Source organism: Pseudomonas sp. SB113 (assembly GCF_040754745.1).
GTDB classification, from domain to species: domain Bacteria; phylum Pseudomonadota; class Gammaproteobacteria; order Pseudomonadales; family Pseudomonadaceae; genus Aquipseudomonas; species Aquipseudomonas grimontii.
The window spans coordinates 147,823-169,974 of the sequence record NZ_JBFMHW010000001.1; the positions used below are offsets into that span (position 1 = coordinate 147,823).

Consider the following 22,152-nt stretch of genomic DNA (forward strand, 5'->3'; position numbering starts at 1 on the left):
TGTCTGCCCGCCCTGCTCTTCCAAACATGCTTTCCGGAGTTTTCCCATGACGGCCCATGCCGACCTTTCGCCGACCCTTCAACTTGCCATCGACCTGATCCGTCGCCCCTCGGTCACGCCGATCGACGCCGATTGCCAGAAGCTGATGATGCAGCGCCTGGGCGACGCCGGTTTTGCGCTGGAGCCGATGCGCATCGAGGACGTGGACAACTTCTGGGCCACCCATGGCAAGCATGACGGTCCGGTGCTGTGCTTCGCCGGCCACACCGACGTGGTCCCCACCGGTCCGGTGCAAGCCTGGCAGAACGACCCGTTCGACGCATTGATCGACGAAAACGGCATGCTCTGCGGGCGTGGCGCGGCCGACATGAAGGGCAGCCTGGCCGCGATGCTGGTGGCGGCGGAGCGCTTCGTCAGCGACTACCCGGACCACAAGGGCTCGGTCGCTTTCCTGATCACCAGCGATGAGGAAGGCCCGGCGCACCACGGCACCAAGGCCGTGATCGAACGCCTGGCCGCGCGCAAGGAGCGCCTGGACTGGTGCATCGTCGGCGAACCGTCGAGCACTACCCTGGTGGGCGATGTGGTCAAGAACGGCCGTCGCGGTTCCCTCGGCGCCACGCTGACCGTGCGCGGCGTACAGGGCCACGTGGCTTACCCGCACCTGGCGAAGAACCCGATCCACCTGGCCGCACCGGCCCTGGCCGAACTGGCCGCCGAGCACTGGGACAACGGCAACGCCTTCTTCCCGCCGACCAGCTTCCAGATCTCCAACCTCAACTCCGGCACCGGCGCCACCAACGTGATTCCGGGGGACCTGACGGCGGTGTTCAACTTCCGTTTTTCCACCGAATCCACTGTCGAAGGCCTGCAACAGCGCGTGGCGGCGATTCTCGACAAGCACGGCCTGGACTGGCACGTGGAGTGGGCGCTGTCGGGCCTGCCATTCCTGACCGAGCCGGGCGCGTTGCTCGATGCGGTGTCGGCCAGCATCAAGGCGATCACCGGGCGTGAGACCCAGGCCTCCACCAGTGGCGGCACTTCCGATGGACGCTTCATCGCGACCCTCGGCACCCAGGTGGTCGAGTTGGGCCCGGTGAATGCGACGATCCACCAGGTCAACGAGCGCATCCTCGCCAGCGACCTCGATGTGCTGACCGAAATTTACTACCAGACCCTGATCAAGTTGCTCGCCTGATGCTTGCCTGCCCTATTTGCAGCGCGCCGCTCAACGCGGTGGACAATGGCGTGGCGTGCCCGGCCGGGCACCGTTTCGACCGCGCGCGCCAGGGTTACCTGAACCTGTTGCCGGTGCAACACAAGAACAGCCGTGACCCGGGCGACAACCTGGCGATGGTCGAGGCGCGCCGCGACTTTCTCAACGCCGGGCACTACGCCCCGGTAGCCAGGCGCCTGGCCGAGCTGGCCGCCGAACGCGCACCGCAGCGCTGGGTGGACATCGGTTGCGGCGAGGGTTACTACACCGCGCAAATCGCCGCGGCCCTGCCCCATGCCGACGGCTACGCGCTGGACATTTCCAAGGAAGCGGTCAAGCGCGCGTGCAAACGCAACCCGGCGCTGACCTGGTTGATCGCCAGCATGGCCCGCGTGCCCTTGGCCGACGCCAGCTGCCAATTCCTCGCCAGTGTGTTCAGCCCGTTGGACTGGCAAGAGGCCAAGCGTCTGCTCAGCCCAGGCGGCGGCCTGATGAAGGTCGGCCCGACCAGCGGCCATCTGATGGAACTGCGCGAGCGCCTGTACGACGAAGTGCGCGAGTACACCGACGACAAGCACCTGGCCCTGGTGCCGGACGGCATGAGCCAGGCGCACAGTGAAACCCTGGAATTCAAGTTGAGCCTGGCCGAGCCGCAGGACCGCGCCAACCTGCTGGCCATGACCCCCCACGGCTGGCGCGCCAGTGCCGAGCGCCGTGCCGAGGTGATCGAGGCTGCCGAGCCGCTGCTGGTCACGGTATCGATGCGCTACGATTATTTCGTGCTTCAATAACCGACGTTTAAACATCCGCGAATGGATTTTCGAATCCCGCAACGAGGAACATCCATGCGCCAACCTGATATCGAGATTTACCTGAAAGACGCCGACGTCGACTACAAGGCTATCGCCGCCTGGCTGGGCGCTGCCCTGGGCCCATGCAGCGACTGGGTCCAGCGTGGCCAGACCTACAAGTGCAAGGCCGGCAATGTACCCGTGACCTGGCTGCCGAAAGCCGTAGGCAAGTGGAACAGCCTGTACCTGGAAAGTGACCAGACGCCGTGGGAAGACGACATTGCCTGCGCCCGCGCTGCGTTTGCCGCGCTGAACGTGGAAGTGCGCTGCGCACCGGGGACCTGGGTCGAGGAGGAAGGTGAGGAAAGCGCCGACACCTGGATTCGCATCAGCGCAGACGGTGAAGAGCAGATCACCTGGAAAACAGCTTAAAAAGCAGCTTCAAGCTACAAGCTGCAAGTCAAAGCGCTTGCAGCTTGTAGCTTGAAACTTGCCGCTCGGCCTACAGGCCGACCACATCCTCCGCCTGCAACCCCTTCTCGCCGGTCACCACGGCGTATTCCACCTGCTGGCCCTCGGCCAACGAACGGTGGCCGTCGCCGCGAATGGCGCGGTAGTGCACAAACACATCCTTGCCGTCTTCACGCTGGATAAAGCCATAGCCTTTGGCGTCGTTGAACCACTTCACATTGCCTGTCTCGCGCGTTGCCATCTGTTCACTCCCACTTGATTGTTATTGTTGAGCCGATCGCGTTGAACTGCCGAGTATAAGACAGGCTCAAAAACGATCAACTCAAGTTTACATCGCTGCTTTTTTGCCGATTTTCGGCGAATACGGCACACTACCCGCCCGAGCGCCTGCTCGGTTTTTCCCACTTGAAGCAGCTCGCCTATGACCCGCTCCCCGTTCCGCCGTCTGGTGTTTGGCACCTTGCGCCGACTGTTGTACCTCTGGGTTCGCTCGGAGACGATCAACCAGTCGTCCCTAACCCTTAACCTCGACCGCAGCCGGCCGGTGTTTTACGTCCTGCAATCACCCTCCCTCACCGAACTGGCCGTGGTCGATGCCGAGTGCACCAAGGCCGGCTTGCCGCGCCCGGTGCTGCCGGTATCGGTAGGCCCGTTGATGGAACCCGCGGCGTTCTTCTACCTCACGCCCGAGCCGGACTGGCTCGGGCGTCAGGACAAGCGCGGCGCGCCGCCAACCCTGACCCGCCTGGTCAACACCCTCAGCGAACACGCCGAAGAGAATGCACAAATCATTCCGGTCAGCGTGTTCTGGGGGCAAACCCCTGCGAGCGAGTCAAGCCCATGGAAACTGCTGTTTGCCGACAGCTGGGCGGTCACCGGGCGTCTACGCCGGTTGTTGAGCATCCTGATCCTGGGACGCAAGACCCGCGTGCAATTCTCCGCGCCCATCAACCTGCGTGAATTGATCGAGCACAATAAAGGCCACGAACGCACCGTTCGCATGGCCCAACGCATCCTGCGCGTGCACTTTCGTAACCTGAAGACTGCGGTGATCGGCCCCGATTTGTCCCACCGGCGCAATCTGGTGAAAGGTTTGGTCAACATGCCGCTGGTGCGCCAGGCCATCCTTGACGAAGCCGAGCGGGAAAAAATCAGCCCGGAAAAAGCCAAGGCCCAGGCCCTGCGCTACGGCAACGAGATTGCCTCCGACTACACCTACACCGCGATCCGCTTCCTGGAAGTGGTGCTGAGCTGGTTCTGGAACAAAATCTACGACGGCATCAAGGTCAATAACATCGAGGGTGTGCAAAAGGTTGCCCAGGGCTACGAGGTGATTTATGTGCCTTGCCACCGCAGCCATATCGACTACCTGCTGCTGTCCTACCTGCTGTTCAAGAACGGCCTGACCCCGCCGCATATCGCCGCTGGCATCAACCTGAACATGCCGGTAATCGGCAGCCTGTTGCGCCGTGGCGGTGCGTTTTTCATGCGCCGCACCTTCAAGGGCAACCCGCTGTACACCTCGGTGTTCAACGAATACCTGCACACCCTGTTCACCAAGGGCTTCCCGGTGGAGTACTTCGTCGAAGGCGGCCGCTCGCGCACCGGGCGCATGCTGCAGCCAAAGACCGGGATGCTGGCGATCACCCTGCGCAGCTTCCTGCGTTCCTCGCGCATGCCGATCGTGTTCGTGCCGGTGTACATCGGTTACGAACGCGTGCTTGAAGGCCGCACCTACCTCGGCGAACTGCGCGGGGCGAGCAAGAAGAAAGAGTCGATCTTCGATATTTTCAAAGTGATCGGTGCGCTCAAGCAGCGCTTTGGCCAGGTCGCGGTCAACTTCGGCGAGCCGATCAAGTTGGCGGAGTTCCTCGACGCCGAGCAACCGGACTGGCGCACCCAGGAACTGGGCCCGAACTACAAACCGGCCTGGCTCAACGAAACCACGAACCGCCTCGGCGAGCAGGTGGCCCGCCACTTGAACGAAGCCGCCGCGGTGAACCCGGTGAACCTGGTCGCCCTGGCGCTGCTGTCGACCACGCGCCTGGCCCTGGATGAACAGGCCATGGCCCGCCAGTTGGACCTGTACCTGGCGCTGCTGCGCCGCGTCCCTTATTCGCCGCACACCACCCTGCCCGAAGGCGACGGCCTGGCGCTGATCAAGCACGTCAAGGATATGCACCTGCTGTCGGAACAGAGCGATGCCTTGGGCAAGATTCTGTACCTGGACGAGCAGAACGCCGTCCTGATGACCTACTACCGCAACAACGTGCTGCACATCTTCGCCCTGCCGGCGCTGCTGGCGAGCTTCTTCCAGAGCAGCTCGCGGATGAGCCGCGAGCAGATCCTGCGCTACACCCACGCGCTGTATCCGTACCTGCAATCGGAGCTGTTTATCCGCTGGTCGCTGGACGAGCTGGAGACGGTGGTCGATCAATGGCTGGACGCGTTCGTCGAACAGGGCCTGCTGCGCTTCGAAAACAATGTGTTCCTGCGCCCGGCGCCGAGCTCGCGACACTTCGTGCTGCTGACACTGCTGTCCAAGACCATCGCCCAGACCCTGCAACGCTTCTATATGGCGATCTCGCTGCTGCTCAACAGCGGCCAGAACAGCATCAGCGCCGAAGAGTTGGAAGACCTGTGCACGATCATGGCCCAGCGCCTGTCGATCCTGCATGGCCTCAACGCCCCGGAATTCTTCGACAAGAGCCTTTTCCGACATTTCATCCAGACCTTGCTGGAACAAGATGTGCTGCGCCGCGACGAGGCCGGCAAGTTGAGCTACCACGACCTGCTCGGTGAGCTGGCCGAAGGCGCGGCCAAGCGCGTGTTGCCGGCGGAGATTCGCCTGTCGATCCGTCAGGTGGCCTTGCATCGCGTGGATGGCGCGGCCGAAGCGCCGGTGGAAGCAGAAGAAACACGCTAGATTGAAGAAGGCGCCAGCTGGACGCTGGCGCCGTTGAAAAGGAGCTGCACCATGAAAAAGATCATTCTCCTGGGGCTCACCGCCCTGCTCGGAGCCTGCCAATCCATGCATCCTGCGCCCAAGGCCAGCCTCGACGGCGAAGTGTTCTACCTGCAACGTATCGCCCTGCCACCCACTGCCACCTTGAGTGTCAGCCTGCAAGACGTGTCCCTGGCGGATGCGCCTGCCGTGACCCTCGCCGAACAGAAAGGCCCGGTCAAAGGCCAGGTGCCGCTGCCGTTTCACCTGACCTACGACCCCGCGCAGGTCAAGCCGGGCCACAGTTATTCGCTGAGCGCTCGCATCGAACTGGATGGCAAGCTACTGTTTATCACCACCGAACGGCACGCGGTGCAGCTCAACGGCCAGGATCCACAGCCGCTGCGCCTGCGGGTTGATGCGGTCGCTCACTGAATTTACGAACATAAGGAAGCCCCATGCTCCGCAACTCCCTTCGCTTGACTGCCCTGTGTGCCGGCCTGCTGCTCGGCGCCAATGCCATGGCCCTGGACCTCAGTAGCCTGTCCCAGGGCGACGCCAGCGGCGGTCTCAAGGACGCCCTGACCCAAGGCGCACAGATCGCCGTGAAACAACTGGGTGTACCCGGCGGTTTCAGCAACAACCCTGAAGTGAAGATCGGCCTGCCGGGCAAGCTGGGCAAAGTCGCCGACAAACTGAAAATGTTCGGCATGGGTGACCAGGTCACGCAGTTGGAAGACAGCATGAACAAAGCGGCGGAAACCGCCGTGACCCAGGCCCAGCCGATTCTGGTCAACGCGGTGAAGAACATGAGCGTGACCGACGCCAAGGGCATCCTCAGCGGCGGCCAGGACTCCGCCACCCAATACCTGAACAAAAGCAGCCGCGAAGCCATCCGCGCCAAGTTCCTGCCGATCGTCAAGGCCGCTACCGACAAGGTGGGCGTGGCCCAGCAGTACAACGCCCTCGCAGGCAAGGCTGCAGCGTTTGGCGCAGTGGATGCCAAGAGTGCCAACGTCGAAAACTACGTGACCGAACAGGCGCTGGATGGTTTGTTCAAGATGATTGCGCAGCAGGAAGAGACGATTCGCAAGAACCCGGCGGCTGCGGCTACCAGCCTGGCGAAGAAGGTGTTTGGCGCACTTTAAGCCGCGCAAGAATCGCTCCCTGCAACGGGGAGCGACTCAATGCAGTACCGACTCAGCCAATCGCCCCACCGTCAACGTGGCAAAGCACGCCATTGCCAGTGCCGTCGCACGGTTGATCTTCAAGGGTGTCAGCCAGGCTTTTTGCAGCCCTTCGAAGCGACTGCCGAACACGATCCACGCAGACCCTACGGGTATTACCACCAATGCCAGTGTGGTCATGAACCCGACATAGCCTTGCCATGTGGCAAAGGTGCCGGCGGGTGCAATGAAGGACACGATCAACAGCCCCTTGGGGTTCATCAGCGTCAGCCAGAAAAAATTCAACCCATTGAAGCGGTCACGGCCAGGGTCAACGGTGCTGTTTTTGCGTTGCCAGAGCCTGTACGAGACATACAGCAGGTAACAGGCCGCCGCCAATTGCGTGAGCTTCGATGCCCACGGCGAATAGGCCGCCAGGTAGAGCAGCGCAACGCCCCACACCGAGACTTGCAGCAAGTACGCCAGGCACTCGACCAACGCCAACCACCAGGACGCGCGATAGCCAAACAGCACCCCGGCACGAAACAGCAGGGTGTTGGTCGGGCCGGGGGCGAGTAATAACAACATTAGGGCTGAAACAGTAGCCAGCATGATTACACGACGTCCTTCCTCACTCGGAACCATGCAGCATACAGGGCCGGAAGGAACAACAGGGTCAACGCCGTCGCCACGATCAACCCCCCCATGATCGCCACGGCCATCGGCCCGAAGAACACGCTACGCGACAGCGGGATCATCGCCAGCACCGCCGCAAGGGCAGTCAGCACAATCGGGCGGAAGCGTCGCACGGTGGCTTCGATAATCGCCTGCCACGGCGCCAGGCCGGCCTTGATGTCCTGTTCGATCTGGTCCACCAGGATCACCGAGTTGCGCATGATCATCCCCGACAGCGCGATGGTACCGAGCATGGCCACGAAGCCGAAAGGTTGACGAAATACCAGCAGGAACAAGGTGACGCCAATCAGGCCCAACGGCGCGGTAAGAAACACCATCGCCGTGCGTGAGAAGCTGCGCAGTTGCAGCATCAGCAAGGTCAGTACCACCACGATAAACAGCGGCACACCGGCCTTCACCGAGTTCTGCCCGCGAGCGGAATCTTCGACGGTGCCGCCAACGTCCAGCAGGTAACCGTCCGGCAATTCGGCGCGTACGCCTGCGAGGGTCGGCAGGATCTGCTGGACCAGGGTCGCCGGTTGCTCCTTGCCATAAATATCGGCACGGATGGTCACCGTCGGCAGGCGGTTGCGGTGCCAGATAATGCCCTCTTCGAAGCCGTATTCGAGGGTGGCGATCTGCGACAGGGCCACGCTTTTACCGTTGTCGGTCGGCACCGCCAGGCTAGGCAGCAGCGACAGTTCGGTGCGCTCGTGAACCGTGCCGCGCAGGAGGATTTCGATCAACTCGTTGTCCTCCCGGTATTGGCTGACGCTGGAGCCGGTGAGTGAGCTTTGCAGGAATTTCGACAGGTTGGCGGTGCTGACGCCAAGGGCGCGGGCGCGGTCCTGATCGATATTGAGGTAGACGATCTTGCTGGGTTCTTCCCAGTCCAGGTGCACATTGACCACATGGGTATTTTCGCGAACCTTGGCCGCGACTTTCCGTGCGAGGGCCCGGACTTCCTCGATGTGTTCACCGGTGACGCGAAACTGCACCGGGTAGCCCACGGGCGGACCGTTCTCCAGGCGGGTGACACGGGAGCGCAGGTCGGGAAATTGTTCGTTGAGGGTTTCGATCAGCCAGGTACGCAGGCTTTCGCGTTCCTCAATGGTTTTAGCCAGCACCACGAACTGCGCGAAGCTGGCCGCCGGCAATTGCTGGTCCAGGGGCAAGTAGAAACGCGGCGAGCCGGTGCCGACATAGGCGACGTAGTTGTCGATGCCGGCATGGTCCTTGAGCAAGGCTTCCAGTCGCTTGACCTGGTCGGCGGTGTTGCTCAGGGAAGCGCCTTCGGCCAGTTTCAGGTCGACCATCAACTCCAGGCGGCCTGAGGCCGGGAAAAACTGCTGCGGCACAAAGCGGAACAACGCCACCGAGCCGATAAACAGCAGCAGCGTCAGGACAATCACGGTTTTGCGCCGACGCACGCACCACTCCACCAAACGCCTTACACGTTGGTAGAACGGCGTGCCGTAGGGATCCGGGCCATCGGTGCCGTGTTTGGCCGCGTGAATCTTCGCCAGGTCCGGCAGGAGTTTTTCCCCCAGGTACGGCACAAACACCACGGCGGCGATCCATGAGGCGAGCAACGCGATGGTCACTACCTGGAAAATCGAGCGCGTGTATTCGCCCGTGCTCGACTGCGCGGTGGCAATCGGCAGGAAGCCGGCCGCCGTGATAAGCGTGCCGGTGAGCATCGGGAAGGCGGTGCTGGTCCAGGCAAAACTGGCAGCCTTGAGCCGGTCGTAGCCCTGCTCCATTTTGATTGCCATCATTTCCACGGCAATGATCGCGTCATCCACCAGCAAGCCGAGGGCCAGCACTAACGCGCCGAGGGAAATCTTGTGCAGGCCGATACCGAGGTAATACATGCTGGCAAACGTCATCGCCAGCACCAGCGGAATCGCCAGGGCTACGACCAGGCCCGTGCGTACGCCGAGGGAGAAGAAGCTCACCAGCAAGACAATCGCCAACGCCTCGGCCAACACCTGCACGAATTCGCCGACACCGGTTTTCACCGCTGCCGGTTGGTCTGACACCTTGCGCAGCTCCATGCCCGCCGGAAGGTTCTTTTGCAAGCGGGCGAATTCGCCTTCGAGAGCCTTGCCCAGTACCAGGATATCGCCGCCAGCACGCATGGCCACGGCCAGTCCGATAGCATCCGCCCCCATGTAACGCATACGCGGTGCCGGTGGATCGTTGAAGCCGCGGTGAATGTCGGCTACATCGCCGATTCGAAAGGTTCGGTCACCGACACGAATAGGAAAGTTGCGGATCTCTTCCACCGTCTTGAAGTTACCCGACACGCGCAGTTGCACGCGCTCGCTCGGGGTTTCAAAGAAGCCGGCAGTGGAGACCGCGTTCTGCTCCTGCAACGCCTGCTGCACAGCGGCCAACGGCAGGCCAAGGGTGGCGAGCTTGAGGTTGGACAGCTCGATCCAGATCTTCTCGTCCTGTAGGCCAAGTAACTCGACCTTGCCCACATCCGCCACCCGTTGCAGCTGAATCTGGATGCGGTCGGCGTAGTCCTTGAGCACGGCATAGTCGAAGCCGTCGCCGGTCAGGGCATAGATATTGCCGAAAGTAGTGCCGAACTCGTCGTTGAAAAACGGCCCTTGGATATCCGGCGGCAAGGTCTGCCGGATGTCGCTGATCTTCTTGCGCACCTGGTACCACAGCTCAGGAATCTGCACGGAATGCATGGAGTCGCGCGCAATGAAGGTGACGGTGGACTCACCCGGGCGAGAGAAAGAGACAATGCGCTCATATTCGCCGGTCTCCATCAGTTTTTTCTCGATACGCTCGGTGACCTGGCGCGAGACTTCCTGGGCCGTAGCGCCGGGCCAGTTGGTCTTGATCACCATGGCTTTGAAGGTGAACGGCGGGTCCTCGCTTTGCCCCAGCTTGGTGTAGGACAAGGTGCCGACCACAGCCAGCAGGATCATCAGGAACAGTACGATCTGGCGGTTACGCAACGCCCATTCGGAAAGGTTGAAAGCCATCGGGACTACTCCTTAGCCGCCAGATTCACTACACGGTTGGAGCCATCCACCGGGCGCACTTGCTGGCCCTCGTGGAGCACGTGCACGCCTGCGGCTACCACCCAATCGGTGGGAGTCAAGCCTTCCAGCACCGGTACGGTTTTTTCGCCGAAGGCACCGATGCGTACCGGCGTGCGCTTGAGGGTGTTGTCCGGCTGTACACGCCAGACGTAGGACGCACCGTTCTCCGCACTCAGGGCAGACAGCGGCACTGACAGCGGGACAACGCCGTCGGCCTGTATGAATACGCGAGCACTTTGACCCAGCTCCGCCGGGACTTTGCCGCCGGTGAAGGCAACGCGAGCGGCGAAGGTCCGCGATTTTGGATCTGCCGCAGGCGACAGTTCACGAATGCGCCCGGTGAAACGCTGGTCGGGCTGGCTCCACAACTCCACGGCTACCGGCTGACCGATCTTGAAGCGACCAAAACCTTGTTCGGGCAGGCTGATGAGCACTTCGCGCTCGCCATCGGTGGCCAGGGTGAACACGGTCTGGCCAGCGGATACCACTTGGCCGACTTCCACCGCACGCTTGGCGACGACGCCATCCTGGGGGGCACGCAATACGGAGTAACCGGCCTGGTTACTGGCGACGTCGAACTCGGCCTTGATCTGCTTGAGGCGCGCTTCACCGGAACGGTAAAGGTTTTCGGAATTGTCGTACTGGGAACGGCTGACCATCTGACGGTCTATCAGGGTCTTGTAGCGGTCACGCTCGGCGCGCACCAGCCTGAGGTTGGCCTCGGCGGCGGCGACCTGGGCACGGGTGGCTTCCAGTTGCAGGCGCACGTCCTGGGGATCCAGCTCCGCCAGCGGCTGGTTGGCCTTGACCCGCTCACCCTCCTCCACCAGCCGTTTGCTGACTTTGCCGCCGATGCGAAAGGCCAGGTCCGGCTCATAGCGCGCGCGTACTTCACCTGGGTAGCTGTCCGCCGACTGCGCCGACGGTTGCGGCTGCACCACCATGGCCGGGCGGACGGTAGTCTGGACCGCGTCTTCATGGCCGCAAGCGGCCAACAGGAAGACCAGACAGGCAGGCAACGCAAAGGGCAGAAAAGTGCTGCGCATGCTGAAGGACCTTTCGCAAATGGAGCTAGGAATAATTATACTTGCCAGTATGTTATTAATACCAAACTCACCAGTCCAGTATTAAAGGTGAAAATGTCCGACAATCGTGTGAGCACCAATAGCCCAGGGCGTCCCAAGGACATGGCAAAACGCCAGGCTATCCTCTCGGCAGCGAAACGCCTGTTCTTGAGCAACGGCTACGCCAACACCAGCATGGATGCCGTGGCCCTTGAGGCCGGCGTGTCAAAACTGACCGTCTACAGTCACTTCACCGACAAAGAGACCTTGTTCACCGCCGCCGTGGTGGCCAAGTGCGAGGAACAGTTGCCGGTGATGTACTTCGAACTGCCCGAAGGCATACCGGTGGAAACGGTATTGTTGAATATCGCGCGGGGGTTCCATCGGCTGATCAACAGTGAAGAGTCGGTGAACCTGCATCGCCTGATGATGACCACTGGCAATCAGGACGTGAAACTCTCCCAAATCTTCTTTGAAGCCGGGCCCATGCGCATGCTCCAGGGCATGGAGCGCCTGCTCGGCAAGATCGACCAGAGCGGCGCGCTGAGCATCGATAGACCGCTGACGGCGGCCGAGCACTTTTTCTGCCTGCTCAAGGGCACCGCGAACTTCTGCCTGCTGTATGGCTGCGGCGGGCAACTGAGTGAAGAGGCTGCCGAAGCCCATGTGCAGGAGGTGGTGGGGTTGTTTATGCGGGCCTATAGGAGAGATGCAGCTGCAAGTGGTTAGCTGCAAGCAGCAAGTGAAAAGCGCTTTTGCTTGCAGCTTGTGGCTTGTGGCTTGTGGCTTGTGGCTTAAGACTTGAGCGCTTTCTTGGGATAAATGTCATATCGGCTGGACTTGCCATCCAGCGCATGGCTCGGTTTGGGGCCCTCGATGCACGGCGCCTTGCGCGGGCGCTTGACCACCACGCGGTGGCTGGCCAGGGCCAGGGCGGCGGCCAGCAAGGCCGGTGCGTCCGGATCATCACCCACCAGTGGCCGGAACAGGCGCATTTCTTTCTTCACCAGAGCGGTTTTCTCACGATGAGGGAACATCGGGTCGAGGTAGATCACCTGGGGTGGCTCCCCTTGCCAATTGAGCATCACGTCAATGGCGTTACCCTTGAGCAGCTTCATGCGCGCCACGATGGGCGCGACGTCGAAATCCTGCGTACCGCGTGCCAGGCCATCCTCGAGCAACGCACCGATCAGCGGTTGGCGCTCGATCAGGCTCATCTCGCAGCCCAGGCTGGCCAGCACGAACGCGTCCTTGCCCAGACCGGCCGTGGCGTCCAGCACCCGGGGACGCACGCCTTGGGCAATGCCCACGGCCTTGGCGATCATCTGTCCGCTGCCGCCGCCATATAGCCGCCGGTGAGCCGCGCCGCCTTCGACGAAGTCCACCCGCACCGGCCCCGGCGCGTCAGGCCCAAGCTGCTGCAGTTGCAGGCCGTGCTCCCCCACTTGTAGGGAAAAATCCGCATCCGCGAGCTGTAAAGGCAAGCCGAGCTGTTCAGCCCACTGCTCGGCCCGGGCCTGGAAACCTTCGCCCAAGGCCTCGACCTGGATGCGGCTGGCCGCTGGTTGTTCGCTCATCAATCGCTACGCTCAAAAATATTAAGGATCGGCAAACAACGGCCGATAGAAATAACAGTCAGGTATTTTGCCAGAGCTGAGCGTCGACCGAGAAAAATGTCAGACATTCTCCCCCTAACCATCGGTGTACTGCCGACCCATAACCACTACGGCCTGCGCAATACCCAAGCGCTGGCCGGGGTGAGTCATGTGTGGCAGGACTTCTTCGCCCGGGCGCTGGCCGAGCAGCTCGGTGAAACGCCGGATGCGCTCGCCGCCAAGGCGCCGGACCCGGCGGTAGAGCCCAGCGCAGGCGCCGACCTGTTGTCGCAGATCCTCACGCAGCGCGAGTGCGACGTCAAAGACACCGAGATCGCACCACCTGAACCACTTTTCCTGCCCATCGCCGAATTCGAAACCGAGTTGCTGCCACCGGCCGCCACGCCGTTCCCGCAGGAAGAAATCGTCGCCCAGCAGCGCCAGCAGAATTTCGAAAGCGGTTGGGTTCGCCCGATCGTCCTGACTGCCGGCCAGCCACTGCCTGAACCCGGCCCGGCGCCGGAACCACGCCCTCTGCACTTACCGATTGCCGAGTTCGAACTGGACCTGTTGCCACCACCTGCCACGCCTTACCCAACCGAAGAACTGCTGGCGCAACAGAAGGCGCTGGACTTCGACTACCACTGGGCACGCCCACTGATCACCCACAACCTGCGCCTGGCCGCCTAACGACAGACCCACCAACGCCCCATGTCCAGATGGAAATGGTTGCGGTGCGCGGCGTTGTAGTCCGGGCTCAACACCACATTGAAATCATCACAGGCGTCATCGCGCACCTGGCGCAGGAACCGCGCGCTGTCGCCGTCCCCCGACCAATCCTTGAGCACGCTGATACTGCGCCCATCCGCCAGGCGAAACCCGGCAATATCCAGGGCATTGGCCGATGCATGCTGGCTGAGCCGCCCTTCGGCACGGTTATACATGTTGCGACAGGCAAAGCTGCCCAAGTGATCGACCCGCGTCACCGACTGGCCGAACACCGCCTGGGCCGCCGGTTGCAGGCTGTGACGCTCGAACAGGGCGAACGCCACGGCCAACGGGCAACTGGCGAGAAAGCTGCTGCTTAATGCCACATCTGCGCCCTGCACGCGCAAGGTATTGCGCAAAGGACAGGCCGCGTCGGCGGGCGAGTCAGCCTGATGGCTGACTCGCAGACCTGAGGTTTTCAGCACCTGGTCGCACAGCGCGGGGTCATCCTGCAGGCGCCCCAGCTTGTAGCGGGTCAACAGGTTCGGGCTGGACCGTACGTCCAACGGCGACCACGGATTCCATTCAGTCGGCAGCGGCAGCCAGCCACGCCATACGCCTATGGCAAATGCACCGCCGAGTACCAGCAGCACACCCAGCACTTTGAAAAAACGCACGGTTTAGCCCTTGAAGAACTGATTGGCCTTGCTGAAGGGCATCGAGCGTTCGGTAAAGCTGAAGGTACCCAGTTCATACACTTCCTGGGCCGCTCGGTAGAATTCACCATAGGCCGCCAGGGCCATGGCCGAGCCTACGCTGATGCGCTTAACCCCCATCGCGCTCAATTGCGCCACGCTGAGTTTCAGGCCGCCGGACATCAACACGTTCACCGGCTTTGGCGCCACGGCCTTGACCACCGCCAGCACGTCCTCGGCACTGCGCAGGCCCGGCGCATAGAGCACGTCGGCGCCGGCTTCGGCGTAGGCCTGCAGGCGGCGAATGGTGTCGGGCAGATCCAGGCGACCATGCAGGAGGTTTTCCGCGCGGGCCGTCAGTGTGAAGGGGAACGGCAAGCTGCGGGCAGCGGCAACGGCGGCTTCCACACGCTCTACGGAGAGGTCGAAGGGATAGATTGGGTCGACGGCAATGCCCGTGGCATCTTCGATGGAGCCACCGACGATGCCGCTGCCGGCGGCACTCAGGATGGCCTGTGCACAGCCTTCTGGGGTGTCGCTGAATCCGTTTTCCAGGTCGGCCGCCACCGGCAGCGCGGTAGCCTTGGCGATCATGGCGGCATTGCGCAAGGTGTCTTCCAGGGACAATGCCCCTTCCGCGTCCGGGCGCCCCAGGCTGAACGCATAACCCGCACTGGTCGTGGCCAGGGCTTCAAAGCCAAGGCTGGCGAGCATCACCGCAGAGCCGGCATCCCATGGGTTGGGCATCACGAAGGCGCGGTCGCGCTCATGCAGGGCCTTGAAGGTTTCGGCGCGAAGGGTTTGGGCATCCATGACTGACTCCTGGCGGGAAAAGGAGCCCTAGAGTAACCCCAGTTGCTCGGCTTCGGGCTCCCGATGCAAGGTCGGCAACGCCGGCAGGCCGGGCAGGCGTGCCATCAGTTGCGCATGAAAACGCAGGGCCAGTTGCGCGGCAAGGCGATTATCAGAGGTGTGCAGGAACACGTAGGGCGTGCGCCCCTCTTCGATCCAAGCGGCAACTTTTTCCACCCACGGGACCAGGAACGGGTCATTGGCCTCAAGCTCCGGATGACCGATAAAACGCACTTGGGGAAACTGGGTCAGCGCTGCCGGACGGGGTGGCACCTTGGGCTTTTTCGATTGTGCATGCAGTACCGCCGCCGACGTCGACGTGCAACTGAACAATGCGCGCGGGTCGAGGCAGATGCGCTCGACACCGCGATCACGCAACAAACGGTTGAGCGTACGCTCGGCATCGCCCTTGGCGAAGAACTCAGGGTGGCGTACTTCCACCGCAATCGGGCGCTCCAGGCCATCAATAAAGCCGACGAGTTCAGCCAGGCGTTGCGGTGAAAAACTCGCCGACAGCTGCAGCCACAGCGGCGAAACACGCTCACCGAGCGGGCTCATCAACCCGACAAAACTTTCCGCCGCCGGCAATTGCTCACGCAAGTCGCCACCGTGGCTGATGTCACCGGGGAACTTGGCAGTGAAGCGAAAATCTTCGGGCATGATGTCGGCCCAGCGCTGCACGGTGGCGGCCGAGGGTCGGGCGTAGAACGTGGTATTGCCTTCAACGGCGTTGAAGACCTGGGAATAAAGGGCAAGGTAATCGCTGGAGCGGGCATCGGCGGGGTACAGGTACTCGCGCCAGGCGTTTTCACTCCAGGACGGGCAGCCGAGGTAGTAAGGCAGGCGCATCAGATGTGGATGTCTAGACCCAGTACTTCCATATCCCATTCGACAAATCCGGCGGTGGTCAGGTAGCTGGCCAGGGCGGTGGCAACGCTTTTGCTCATGGAGCGCGGGAAGACCATGTCTTGCTGACGGGCCGGAACGCCACTGATGCGGGCTTGTGAACTGGCCTGCGCATCGGATTGGACGTCAATGAAGTCCGGCGAATCCTCGACGGAATCGTCCACCGTGGCGTTTGCCTTACGCGGCTTGCGCTTGATTGGGTACGACTGTGAGGAAAATCCATCAATACGCATAGGCGCGAACTCGCTATCAGTAATGGCATTTTGGCAGCACTGTCCGTCGCGCGCAAATGCTCTGGTGATAACTAGAACACATAATTTGAAAAAGGTTTAAAAACGGGGGCAAATTCTGACGATTGGCGACTTTTGCTTCAAATTGCCATCATTTTTGGCGTCAAATAACCCCTCTTTCCGCCTTGGTCTGCGCCACTTTATCGCGCAAGTAAACCGGTGCAGCCTGATCCGCAGGAATCGCCTCGCCACGCTCAAATGCGAAGCGCGCCAAGGTCAGCAAATCTTCGGCATGGGGCAACATGCTGGCGTCCTGGCCCACCAGCGACACACCGATGCGCTCGCCATAACCCCAACCCGTGCCAGCACCGAACCAGTCGCCGCTGGCATCGCCCGGCAATACCGAAGATTCCGGTGGCTGCACGGCTTCCACGCCGACAAGGCGCATTTCGCCAGCCGTTTCGCGGTAGCAGCCCCAATACACTTCGTCCATACGCGCATCGATAGCCGCCGCCACCTGCTGGGCGCCGTGTTCGCGCAAGGCACGCTGAGCCAGTACGGCAAGGTTGGAGACCGGCAGCACCGGGCGCTCCAACGCAAAGGCCAGGCCCTGGACCACACCAATGGCAATACGCACCCCGGTGAACGCCCCCGGGCCACGGCCGAAGGCGATGGCATCCACGGCCGACAGGGTGGTGCCCGCGTCTTCAAGCAGTTGCTTGATCATCGGCAACAGCTTCTGCGCATGCAGGCGTGGGATCACCTCGTAGTGGCTTGTTACTTTGCCATCGTGCAGCAAGGCAACGGAGCAAGCTTCAGTCGCGGTGTCCAGGGCCAGCAGGGTGCTCATCGGTGTGGGTGTCCAAATCGAAAAAAAGTGCGCCAGTATAAACAACAACGGCCCGCAAGCGGGCCGTTGTGTATAAAGCCGCTAAAGGATCAGCTCAGTGCTTGCAGCACCTTGGCAGTGATCGCTTCCACGGAGCCGACGCCAGGGATATGGCTGTACTTCGGCTTGCCCTGGGCAGCGGACAGCTTCTGGTAGAAATCCACCAGCGGCTTGGTCTGGGAATGGTAGACCGACAGGCGATGACGCACGGTTTCTTCAGTGTCGTCCTTACGCTGCACCAGGTCTTCACCGGTGACATCGTCCTTGCCTTCAACTTTAGGCGGGTTGTAGACGGTGTGGTACACGCGGCCAGAGGCTTCGTGAACGCGACGGCCGGCAATACGCTGGACGATTTCTTCATCTTCAACCGCGATTTCGACCACGGCGTCCAGCTCGACGCCGGCTTTGACCAGGGCTTCAGCCTGGGGAATGGTGCGTGGGAAGCCGTCGAACAGGAAACCGTTCTTGCAGTCCTCCTGGCTGATGCGTTCCTTGACCAGGTTGATGATCAGGTCATCGGAGACCAGGCCACCGCTGTCCATCACGCTCTTGGCGATCAGGCCCAGCTCGGTGCCGGCCTTGACGGCTGCGCGCAGCATGTCACCGGTGGAGATTTGTGGAATGCCGAATTTTTCAGTGATGAACTTTGCCTGAGTACCTTTACCGGCCCCGGGAGCTCCCAGCAGAATGACGCGCATCGATGTGCTCCTCAATTTTTTATAGAGATGACGCTCGGATTCGCCGCGTGGGGCCAATCTCGTAAAAATATATAGGGCTCATGAAAATATGGGCCCAAGCCGCCCAAACGGCCAAAGGCTGATCAAGATACACAGCAGGCCCTAACCACACAAGCCGCCAAAAGTCGCAGGAACCCGCGCCACGCGTACGTCATAGGTAGGGTGTGCCTGAGTGCAACCGGCCCCATAAACGCCGACCACCCTTTTCAGGGCGGCCGTCGTGGTTTCTGCGCAAGCCGTTGAGAACACGCAAAAAACCTCAGCCGGTGTTGCGCAAGCCGGCGGCAATACCGGCCACGGACACCAGCAGCGCCTGTTCCAGAGGGCTGTCTTGCGCGGCTTCCTGGCGACGCGAGCGCGCCAGCAACTCGGCCTGCAACAGGTGCAAGGGGTCAAGGTAGGTGTTGCGCAGGCGGATAAACTCCAGGGTGTCCGGGCTATGGGCCAGCAGTTGCGACTGACCGGTCAGGCCAAGCACCACGTCGCACGCCTGCGACAATAGGTCGCGCAAGTGCGCCCCCAATGGCAACAGGTCCGGCTGCACCAGGCGCTCGTCATACAGGCGCGCAATATCGGCATCGGCCTTGGCCAGGACCATTTCCAGCATATCGATGCGGGTGCGGAAGAACGGCCACTGTTCGCGCATCTGCCCCAGCAGTTCGCCTTCGCCGCGTTCCAGGGCCTTGCTCAACGCGGCTTCCCAACCCAGCCAGGCCGGCAGCATCAGGCGAGTCTGGGTCCAACCGAAGATCCACGGAATGGCGCGCAGGCTTTCTATACCACCGGCACGACGCTTGGCCGGACGACTGCCCAAGGGGAGACGGCCCAGCTCCTGCTCGGGAGTGGACTGGCGAAAATACTCGACGAATTGCGGATTTTCCCGCACCACCGCGCGATAAGCGCTGACGCCGTCGGCCGCCAATTCATCCATCAAGTGGCGCCACGCCGGCTCCGGTGGCGGCGGTGGCAGCAACGTCGCTTCCAACACGGCGGCCAGATAGAGATTGAGGTTCTGTTCGGCAATGTCCGGCAAGCCGAATTTGAAGCGAATCATCTCGCCTTGTTCGGTGGTACGGAAACGCCCCGCCACCGAACCCGGCGGTTGCGACAGGATCGCCGCGTGGGCCGGGCCGCCGCCACGCCCGACGGTGCCGCCACGGCCATGGAACAGCAGCAATTCCACCTGTTGCTCACGGCAAATATCCACCAGCCGCTCCTGGGCCCGGTACTGCGCCCAGGCGGCGGCCGTGGTGCCGGCGTCCTTGGCCGAGTCGGAGTAGCCGATCATCACTTCCTGCGGGCCCTGCAAGCGCGCACGGTAGCCTGGCAGCAACAACAGTTGCTCGATCACGGGGCCGGCGTTATCCAGGTCGGCGAGGGTTTCGAACAGGGGCACCACGCGCATCGGCCGTTGGACGCCCGACTCTTTAAGCAGCAACTGCACCGCCAATACGTCCGACGCGGCGCCGGCCATGGAGATGACATACGAGCCTAACGATGCGGCAGGCGCGGCGGCCACTTCCTTACAGGTGTTGAGCACTTCGGCCGTATCGGCCGACGGCTTGAAATAACCCGGCAACAGCGGTCGACGGTTGGCCAGCTCCTTCATCAGGAAGCTGATGCGCATCTCTTCGTTCCAGTCCTCGTAACGGCCCAGGCCCAGGTAATCGGTGATTTCGGTCATGGCCGCCGAATGACGACTGGAATCCTGGCGTACATCCAGCCGCACCAGGAACAGGCCAAAGGTTACGGCCCGGCGCAGGCAATCGAGCAGTGGGCCATCGGCGATCACGCCCATGCCGCACTCGTGCAGCGACTGATAGCACAACTCCAGTGGCTCGAGCAGGTCGCGGTTGTTCTGCAAGACCTCGGCAGGCGCCGGCGTGCTGCTGCTCAACGCGGTATGTGCCCATTGGCGCGTGGCGCGCAGGCGTTCGCGCAGTTGCTTGAGCAGCGCGCGATAGGGTTCGACGCTGTCGCCGACCTTGGCCTGCAACGCAGGGCTGGCCTTTTGCATCGACAGTTCGGAAGCCAGGTGGTCAATATCGCGCAGGTACAGGTCGGCAGCCATCCAGCGCGCCAGCAGCAACACCTCGCGGGTGACCGGCGCGGTGACATTCGGGTTGCCGTCACGGTCGCCGCCCATCCACGACGCAAAGCGGATCGGCGCGGCTTCCAGCGGCAAACGCAGGCCCGTCGCAGCATGTAACGCCTGGTCGGCCTTGCGCAGGTAATTGGGGATGGCGTGCCACAACGAATGCTCGATCACCGCGAAGCCCCACTTGGCTTCGTCCACCGGGGTAGGCCGGGTGCGGCGGATTTCTTCGGTGTGCCAGGCTTCGGCGATCAAGCGTTGCAGGCGCTGGCGGATCTGCTCGCGCTCAGCGGTGGTGAGGTCGCGGTGATCCTGCCGCGCCAGTTGCGCGGCGATGGCGTCGTACTTCTGGATCAGGGTGCGACGCGCCACTTCGGTGGGGTGGGCAGTAAGGACCAGTTCGATTTCCAGGCGTCCCAACTGGCGGGCCAGGGACTCGTTGCTATGGCCTTCGCCTTGCAGGCGGGCCAGCAACTCCGGCAAAACACGGGACTCGAACGGTGCCGGTTGCGACTCATCGCGCCGGTGAATCAACTGGTACTGCTCGGCGATATTGGCCAGGTTAAGGAATTGGTTGAAAGCCCGGGCCACGGGTAGCAGTTCGTCTTCCTGCAACTGATTGAGGCTGGCGCTCAGTTCATCACCAGCGGCTTTGTCCGGGGCGGCTCCGCGGCGGTCGGCCTTGGCGCCTTTGCGAATCTGCTCGATCTTAGCGAGAAAATCATCGCCGTACTGCTCTCGAATGGTATTGCCCAACAGCTCACCCAGCAGGTGAACATCCTCACGCAAGCGTGCATCGATATCACTCATCAGCCAATCTCCAGCCAGAAATCCGGGACGCGCAGGTGTGTCAGAGTGCCGCCAGCATCGTTTTATGACAAGACTTTAAACCTTGTGACTTACAGCTAGTCTCAACTGTGAGTCGCCGCGTTTATCCACGCGCACGACTGGTCACTCATCACCGCCCGCCACCGCTGGCTTTATTGAGGTTGCCATGAAAATTCGAGAACTGGCCCAGCATTGGGAAGAAAACGCCAAGGGTCGCCTGACCAAGACGGAGTACGCCATCCATCTGGATGTAGAGGCCGCCGCGCGGCTGGCGGCCATCGCCGAGATGTACCCCAAGCGCCACACCGAAGAACTGCTCGGCGAGCTGATCGGCGCCGCCCTTGAAGAGCTGGAAGCCAGCTTTCCCTACATCAAGGGACAACATGTGATCGCCACCGATGAAGAGGGCGATCCGCTCTATGAGGACGTCGGGCCAACGCCACGGTTCCTGACTTTGTCCCGTCGTTATCTACATGATTTGTCGGCCAGGGCTGACGACCAGAAGCACTGACAGACCTCGACTGCCCCCGTATTCCGGGCCTCTGCTGAGGCTCGGAGTACCCCTGCGCGTGGCAGAAGTTCCAATTTTTTACCCTGACCATTCAGTCAGATATTTTTTTAGGCAAATCGCCATCTCTTCTGAACTTTTGAAAAAAGCCTCCGGTCACAGCCAGTAAGCCATCACTTGGAACGGCCGTTTGAAAGGGCCCGTCGTGCTTTACCGCCGCGCCCCAGCCGCTCACCGACTGAGATGGATTTTGATGTTTTTAGGAGTTATCCAATGGAGTTGAAGACGATGAAGACCAGCACTGCCAAATCCTCGTTTAACCACCTGCGCGGGCTTAAATTGGCCGCGCTGGCAATCGGAACCAGCTTCGTTTTGGCTGGCTGCGCCGGCAACCCGCCAACCGAGCAATACGCGGTGACTCAGTCCGCAGTAAACAGCGCAGTGAGCGCCGGCGGCACCGAGTACGCAGCAGTTGAAATGAAATCGGCTCAGGACAAGCTCAAGCAAGCCGAAATCGCCATGCACGACAAGAACTATGACGAGGCGCGTCGCCTGGCCGAACAAGCCGAATGGGATGCTCGCGTTGCAGAGCGCAAGTCCCAGGCCGCCAAGGCCGAACAGGCTGTGAAGGACTCCCAGAAAGCTGTTCAGGAGCTGCGTCAGGAAGGTATGCGCCCGGCTGCTATCCAGCAGAAATAAACCGCCGCGCCTGATTGC

The 22,152-nt window shown here is 61.7% G+C and carries 22 protein-coding genes; 10 read left to right on the forward strand and 12 right to left on the reverse strand.

The window, feature by feature from the left end; translation table 11 throughout:
• The first annotated feature begins 46 nt into the window (after nt 1–46).
• Genes dapE through AB1462_RS00695 form a run of 3 tightly spaced genes read left to right on the forward strand, consistent with a single transcriptional unit; the run spans nt 47 to nt 2,439 of the window.
• On the forward strand, nt 47–1,198 hold the full coding sequence (dapE, locus tag AB1462_RS00685) for a succinyl-diaminopimelate desuccinylase (protein WP_027604490.1): 1,152 nt from the start codon (nt 47–49) through the stop codon (nt 1,196–1,198).
• Nucleotides 1,198–2,007, forward strand: coding sequence for a putative RNA methyltransferase (locus AB1462_RS00690; RefSeq protein ID WP_090408549.1), 810 nt, complete (start codon nt 1,198–1,200; stop codon nt 2,005–2,007). The genes dapE and AB1462_RS00690 overlap by 1 nt, the downstream gene beginning before the upstream one ends.
• A 54-nt stretch (nt 2,008–2,061) precedes the next feature.
• Entirely contained in the window at nt 2,062–2,439 is a 378-nt protein-coding gene (locus AB1462_RS00695; protein ID WP_090408552.1) for a hypothetical protein, read from the forward strand.
• A gap of 70 nt (nt 2,440–2,509) precedes the next feature.
• On the opposite strand, the gene AB1462_RS00700 is transcribed toward AB1462_RS00695, so the two are convergent.
• Nucleotides 2,510–2,719: a cold-shock protein gene (locus AB1462_RS00700; RefSeq protein WP_032891681.1), complete on the reverse strand. Its 210-nt coding sequence runs from the start codon at nt 2,717–2,719 to the stop codon at nt 2,510–2,512.
• A 180-nt stretch (nt 2,720–2,899) separates the two neighbouring features.
• On the opposite strand from AB1462_RS00700, the gene plsB reads away from it, so the two are divergent.
• Genes plsB through AB1462_RS00715 form a run of 3 tightly spaced genes read left to right on the forward strand, consistent with a single transcriptional unit; the run spans nt 2,900 to nt 6,570 of the window.
• The gene (gene plsB, locus AB1462_RS00705) at nt 2,900–5,404 is read left to right on the forward strand and encodes a glycerol-3-phosphate 1-O-acyltransferase PlsB (protein ID WP_259192781.1); all 2,505 of its coding nucleotides are present in this window, start codon (nt 2,900–2,902) and stop codon (nt 5,402–5,404) included.
• Between the two features lie 51 nt (nt 5,405–5,455).
• A complete protein-coding gene (locus tag AB1462_RS00710; protein ID WP_090408562.1) occupies nt 5,456–5,857 on the forward strand; it encodes a YbaY family lipoprotein in 402 nt (133 codons plus the stop codon).
• A 23-nt stretch (nt 5,858–5,880) separates the two neighbouring features.
• Complete coding sequence (locus AB1462_RS00715; RefSeq protein ID WP_090408565.1) at nt 5,881–6,570, forward strand: DUF4197 domain-containing protein; 690 nt, start codon at nt 5,881–5,883, stop codon at nt 6,568–6,570.
• 36 nt (nt 6,571–6,606) lie between these two features.
• Here AB1462_RS00715 and AB1462_RS00720 read toward each other — a convergent pair whose 3' ends face one another.
• Genes AB1462_RS00720 through AB1462_RS00730 form a run of 3 tightly spaced genes read right to left on the reverse strand, consistent with a single transcriptional unit; the run spans nt 6,607 to nt 11,374 of the window.
• Nucleotides 6,607–7,200 carry a LysE family translocator gene (locus tag AB1462_RS00720; RefSeq protein WP_367245972.1) on the reverse strand — a complete coding sequence of 198 codons (594 nt, stop codon included), beginning with the start codon at nt 7,198–7,200 and terminating at the stop codon, nt 6,607–6,609.
• Between the two features lie 2 nt (nt 7,201–7,202).
• Nucleotides 7,203–10,268, reverse strand: coding sequence for an efflux RND transporter permease subunit (locus AB1462_RS00725; protein ID WP_090408571.1), 3,066 nt, complete (start codon nt 10,266–10,268; stop codon nt 7,203–7,205).
• A gap of 5 nt (nt 10,269–10,273) precedes the next feature.
• Nucleotides 10,274–11,374, reverse strand: a complete 1,101-nt coding sequence (locus AB1462_RS00730; RefSeq protein ID WP_367245973.1) for an efflux RND transporter periplasmic adaptor subunit — start codon at nt 11,372–11,374, stop codon at nt 10,274–10,276.
• Between the two features lie 93 nt (nt 11,375–11,467).
• Here AB1462_RS00730 and AB1462_RS00735 point away from each other — a divergent pair, with 93 nt between their 5' ends.
• The gene (locus AB1462_RS00735) at nt 11,468–12,121 is read left to right on the forward strand and encodes a TetR/AcrR family transcriptional regulator (RefSeq protein WP_090408577.1); all 654 of its coding nucleotides are present in this window, start codon (nt 11,468–11,470) and stop codon (nt 12,119–12,121) included.
• Nucleotides 12,122–12,186: 65 nt separating this feature from the next.
• Here the strand turns inward: AB1462_RS00735 and AB1462_RS00740 are convergent, their stop codons facing one another.
• Entirely contained in the window at nt 12,187–12,969 is a 783-nt protein-coding gene (locus AB1462_RS00740; RefSeq protein ID WP_090408579.1) for a class I SAM-dependent methyltransferase, read from the reverse strand.
• A 96-nt stretch (nt 12,970–13,065) separates the two neighbouring features.
• Between AB1462_RS00740 and AB1462_RS00745 the strand changes: the two genes are divergently transcribed.
• Nucleotides 13,066–13,677, forward strand: a complete 612-nt coding sequence (locus tag AB1462_RS00745; RefSeq protein ID WP_367245974.1) for an energy transducer TonB — start codon at nt 13,066–13,068, stop codon at nt 13,675–13,677.
• Here the strand turns inward: AB1462_RS00745 and AB1462_RS00750 are convergent.
• From AB1462_RS00750 to ppc, 7 genes are all read right to left on the reverse strand, one after another.
• Nucleotides 13,674–14,372: an extensin family protein gene (locus AB1462_RS00750; RefSeq protein WP_367245976.1), complete on the reverse strand. Its 699-nt coding sequence runs from the start codon at nt 14,370–14,372 to the stop codon at nt 13,674–13,676. The genes AB1462_RS00745 and AB1462_RS00750 overlap by 4 nt on opposite strands.
• Nucleotides 14,373–14,375: 3 nt before the next feature.
• Nucleotides 14,376–15,203: an isocitrate lyase/phosphoenolpyruvate mutase family protein gene (locus AB1462_RS00755; RefSeq protein WP_090408587.1), complete on the reverse strand. Its 828-nt coding sequence runs from the start codon at nt 15,201–15,203 to the stop codon at nt 14,376–14,378.
• 27 nt (nt 15,204–15,230) lie between these two features.
• Nucleotides 15,231–16,091, reverse strand: a complete 861-nt coding sequence (locus AB1462_RS00760) for a DUF72 domain-containing protein (protein ID WP_367245977.1) — start codon at nt 16,089–16,091, stop codon at nt 15,231–15,233.
• Nucleotides 16,091–16,381 (reverse strand): hypothetical protein, encoded by a 291-nt coding sequence (locus tag AB1462_RS00765; RefSeq protein WP_090408592.1) that lies wholly within the window; start codon nt 16,379–16,381, stop codon nt 16,091–16,093. Before AB1462_RS00765 ends, AB1462_RS00760 begins: the two co-directional genes overlap by 1 nt.
• 160 nt (nt 16,382–16,541) lie before the next feature.
• On the reverse strand, nt 16,542–17,228 hold the full coding sequence (gene tsaB, locus AB1462_RS00770) for a tRNA (adenosine(37)-N6)-threonylcarbamoyltransferase complex dimerization subunit type 1 TsaB (protein ID WP_090408595.1): 687 nt from the start codon (nt 17,226–17,228) through the stop codon (nt 16,542–16,544).
• Between the two features lie 89 nt (nt 17,229–17,317).
• On the reverse strand, nt 17,318–17,965 hold the full coding sequence (gene adk, locus AB1462_RS00775) for an adenylate kinase (RefSeq protein ID WP_010212617.1): 648 nt from the start codon (nt 17,963–17,965) through the stop codon (nt 17,318–17,320).
• 298 nt (nt 17,966–18,263) lie between these two features.
• Nucleotides 18,264–20,909 carry a phosphoenolpyruvate carboxylase gene (ppc, locus tag AB1462_RS00780; RefSeq protein ID WP_090408599.1) on the reverse strand — a complete coding sequence of 882 codons (2,646 nt, stop codon included), beginning with the start codon at nt 20,907–20,909 and terminating at the stop codon, nt 18,264–18,266.
• 184 nt (nt 20,910–21,093) lie between these two features.
• On the opposite strand from ppc, the gene AB1462_RS00785 reads away from it, so the two are divergent.
• Nucleotides 21,094–21,438, forward strand: a complete 345-nt coding sequence (locus tag AB1462_RS00785; RefSeq protein WP_090408602.1) for a pilin assembly protein — start codon at nt 21,094–21,096, stop codon at nt 21,436–21,438.
• 285 nt (nt 21,439–21,723) lie between these two features.
• Nucleotides 21,724–22,134 carry a DUF4398 domain-containing protein gene (locus tag AB1462_RS00790; protein ID WP_172832141.1) on the forward strand — a complete coding sequence of 137 codons (411 nt, stop codon included), beginning with the start codon at nt 21,724–21,726 and terminating at the stop codon, nt 22,132–22,134.
• Nucleotides 22,135–22,152 lie beyond the last annotated feature (18 nt).

What these genes read in the sequence shown, in the direction of transcription:
- ppc (WP_090408599.1), bottom strand. Translation starts at nt 20,909, where the DNA reads ATGAGTGATATCGATGCACGCTTGCGTGAGGATGTTCACCTGCTGGGT.
- AB1462_RS00755 (WP_090408587.1), bottom strand. Translation starts at nt 15,203, where the DNA reads ATGGATGCCCAAACCCTTCGCGCCGAAACCTTCAAGGCCCTGCATGAG.
- AB1462_RS00715 (WP_090408565.1), top strand. Translation starts at nt 5,881, where the DNA reads ATGCTCCGCAACTCCCTTCGCTTGACTGCCCTGTGTGCCGGCCTGCTG.
- tsaB (WP_090408595.1), bottom strand. Translation starts at nt 17,228, where the DNA reads ATGAGCACCCTGCTGGCCCTGGACACCGCGACTGAAGCTTGCTCCGTT.
- AB1462_RS00745 (WP_367245974.1), top strand. Translation starts at nt 13,066, where the DNA reads ATGTCAGACATTCTCCCCCTAACCATCGGTGTACTGCCGACCCATAAC.
- AB1462_RS00725 (WP_090408571.1), bottom strand. Translation starts at nt 10,268, where the DNA reads ATGGCTTTCAACCTTTCCGAATGGGCGTTGCGTAACCGCCAGATCGTA.
- AB1462_RS00790 (WP_172832141.1), top strand. Translation starts at nt 21,724, where the DNA reads ATGAAGACCAGCACTGCCAAATCCTCGTTTAACCACCTGCGCGGGCTT.
- AB1462_RS00710 (WP_090408562.1), top strand. Translation starts at nt 5,456, where the DNA reads ATGAAAAAGATCATTCTCCTGGGGCTCACCGCCCTGCTCGGAGCCTGC.
- plsB (WP_259192781.1), top strand. Translation starts at nt 2,900, where the DNA reads ATGACCCGCTCCCCGTTCCGCCGTCTGGTGTTTGGCACCTTGCGCCGA.
- AB1462_RS00735 (WP_090408577.1), top strand. Translation starts at nt 11,468, where the DNA reads ATGTCCGACAATCGTGTGAGCACCAATAGCCCAGGGCGTCCCAAGGAC.
- AB1462_RS00765 (WP_090408592.1), bottom strand. Translation starts at nt 16,381, where the DNA reads ATGCGTATTGATGGATTTTCCTCACAGTCGTACCCAATCAAGCGCAAG.
- AB1462_RS00785 (WP_090408602.1), top strand. Translation starts at nt 21,094, where the DNA reads ATGAAAATTCGAGAACTGGCCCAGCATTGGGAAGAAAACGCCAAGGGT.
- adk (WP_010212617.1), bottom strand. Translation starts at nt 17,965, where the DNA reads ATGCGCGTCATTCTGCTGGGAGCTCCCGGGGCCGGTAAAGGTACTCAG.
- AB1462_RS00690 (WP_090408549.1), top strand. Translation starts at nt 1,198, where the DNA reads ATGCTTGCCTGCCCTATTTGCAGCGCGCCGCTCAACGCGGTGGACAAT.
- AB1462_RS00720 (WP_367245972.1), bottom strand. Translation starts at nt 7,200, where the DNA reads ATGCTGGCTACTGTTTCAGCCCTAATGTTGTTATTACTCGCCCCCGGC.
- dapE (WP_027604490.1), top strand. Translation starts at nt 47, where the DNA reads ATGACGGCCCATGCCGACCTTTCGCCGACCCTTCAACTTGCCATCGAC.
- AB1462_RS00740 (WP_090408579.1), bottom strand. Translation starts at nt 12,969, where the DNA reads ATGAGCGAACAACCAGCGGCCAGCCGCATCCAGGTCGAGGCCTTGGGC.
- AB1462_RS00695 (WP_090408552.1), top strand. Translation starts at nt 2,062, where the DNA reads ATGCGCCAACCTGATATCGAGATTTACCTGAAAGACGCCGACGTCGAC.
- AB1462_RS00760 (WP_367245977.1), bottom strand. Translation starts at nt 16,091, where the DNA reads ATGCGCCTGCCTTACTACCTCGGCTGCCCGTCCTGGAGTGAAAACGCC.
- AB1462_RS00700 (WP_032891681.1), bottom strand. Translation starts at nt 2,719, where the DNA reads ATGGCAACGCGCGAGACAGGCAATGTGAAGTGGTTCAACGACGCCAAA.
- AB1462_RS00730 (WP_367245973.1), bottom strand. Translation starts at nt 11,374, where the DNA reads ATGCGCAGCACTTTTCTGCCCTTTGCGTTGCCTGCCTGTCTGGTCTTC.